The sequence below is a fragment of the Falsiroseomonas sp. RANM36 genome, assembly GCF_056682175.1.
The window spans coordinates 1,304,243-1,306,222 of sequence record NZ_JBWXTD010000003.1; the positions used below are offsets into that span (position 1 = coordinate 1,304,243).

At 76.7% G+C, this 1,980-nt stretch carries 2 protein-coding genes; both read left to right on the forward strand.

The features are described 5' to 3' along the window. Positions 1-694 (forward strand): alpha/beta fold hydrolase (locus tag AC1MIR_RS11085; protein WP_480028214.1); only part of this gene is annotated, 694 nt, incomplete at its 5' end. A gap of 61 nt (positions 695-755) precedes the next feature. Next, positions 756-1,901: a PQQ-dependent sugar dehydrogenase gene (locus AC1MIR_RS11090; RefSeq protein WP_480028215.1), complete on the forward strand. Its 1,146-nt coding sequence runs from the start codon at positions 756-758 to the stop codon at positions 1,899-1,901. Positions 1,902-1,980 lie beyond the last annotated feature (79 nt).

Below are 1,980 nucleotides of genomic sequence, written 5' to 3' on the forward strand. Positions count from 1 at the left end.
GTCGGGGGGGGGGGGGGCGGGGGCGGGGGGGGCGCGCCGCCGCGACCCGCCGCGGCCCCGGGGCGGCGGCGCCGCCGCGGCCGGCGCGCTGGTCTGGATCCATCCCTTCACCCGCGACCCGCTTCCCCCTGCGGCGCCCGAATGGAGCCGCCGGCTGGCCGGCGCCGGCTGGGATCTCTGGCGCTTCGACCGGGTCGGCGCGCCGGACCCGCTGCTGGCCGGGGCGGAGCGGCTGGCGGCCGGCACCGCGGCGCTGCGCGGCCTCGGCTATCGGCGGATCGTGCTGCTCGGCGAGAGCCGCGGCGCCGTCGTCGCGCGCGGCGCGCTGCGGTATCCGGGGCTGGCGGATGGCGTGGTGCTCGCCGCGCCGGCGGCGCATGGCCGCAGCGTGGAACGCCGCCCGCAGGCGCTGGCCGATTTCGCCGCGGCGCTCGAGGCCGCCTCGCCGGATGCGCCGGCGCGGCGGGCGCTGTTCCTCTTCGCCGACGATCCCTGGGGCCCCGATCCCGCCCGCCGCGCCGCGCTGTTCCGCGCCGCCGCGGCGCGGCTCGGCCGGCCCGCGCTGGTGGTCGAGCATCCGCCCGCGCCGATCGGCCATGGCGGCGTGCAGGAGCCGGAGTTCGACGCGATCTTCGGTGCCTGCCTCGCGGACTTCCTCGACACCGGCCGCGACCCGCCCACCGCCTGCCCTTGAAGCCCCGCGGGGCCTGCCCAACCTCCCGCCGCAACGAGCCGGGAGAACGAGGATGCGTGCGTTGCGCGGAGCGCTGCTGGCCTGCCTTGTGGCGGGCGCGGCGCAGGCGGAGCCAGTTCTGAGCGAGGGGCAGCCGCCACAGGTGGCGGGCGTGCGGCTGGCGACCGTGGCGGAGGGGCTGGAGCGGCCCTGGGGCATGGCCTTCCTGCCCGATGGCGCGATCCTGGTCACCGAACGTCCGGGACGGCTGCGCATCCTCCGCGACGGCGTGCTCGATCCCACGCCGGTCGCCGGCGTGCCAGCGGTGCATGCGCAGGGCCAGGGCGGCCTGCTCGATGTCGCGCTGCACCCGGATTTCGCGCGCAACCGCACGATCTTCCTCAGCTACGCGCATGGCACGGCGCAGGCGAACCGCACGCGGCTGGCCAGCGCGGTGCTGGACGGCGCCACGCTGCGCGACGTGCGGGTGGTCTTCGAGGTGAACCGGGACAAGCCGGCCAATGCGCATTTCGGCAGCCGCATCCTGTTCCTGCCGGACGGCACGCTGCTGCTGACCGTCGGCGATGGCGGCAACCCGCCCAACACGCTGGATGGCCGCCTGATCCGGGAGAATGCGCAGGACCTGTCGAACCACCTCGGCAAGATCCTGCGGCTCAATGCCGATGGCAGCGCGCCGGCTGACAACCCGTACGCTGGTCGCGCCGATGCGCGCGCGGAGATCTGGACCGTCGGCAACCGCAACAGCCAGGGCATCGCCTGGGACCCGATCCGCAACGCGGTCTGGGCGAACGAGCATGGCAGCTCGGGCGGCGACGAGCTGAACCGGATCGAGCGGGGCCGGAACTATGGCTGGCCGGTCGCCTCCCACAGCACGGAGTATCGCGGCGGTGCGCAGATCGGCGTCGGCCGCAGCGCGCCGGGCACGACGGACCCGGTGCTGGTCTGGATGACGACGACGGCGCCCTCGGGCCTTGCAGTCTACACCGGCGACCGCTTCCCCGCCTGGCGCGGCGACCTCTTCTCCGGCGGGCTGCGCGGGCAGGATGTGCGGCGCATCCGGCTCGATCCGGCCGGCCGCGTGCGGGGCGAGGAGACGATCCCGGTCGGGCGCCGCGTGCGCGATGTTCGGCAGGGGCCGGACGGCCTGCTCTACCTGCTGACCGACGAGCCCTCCGGCGCGCGGATCATCCGGGTGGAGCCGGGCTAGGACCCGGGCGCGCGTATCGCCGCTAAAGCGGGGGGGGGCCCCCCCCCCCCGCCGCGCCCGCCCCCCCCCCCCCCCCCGC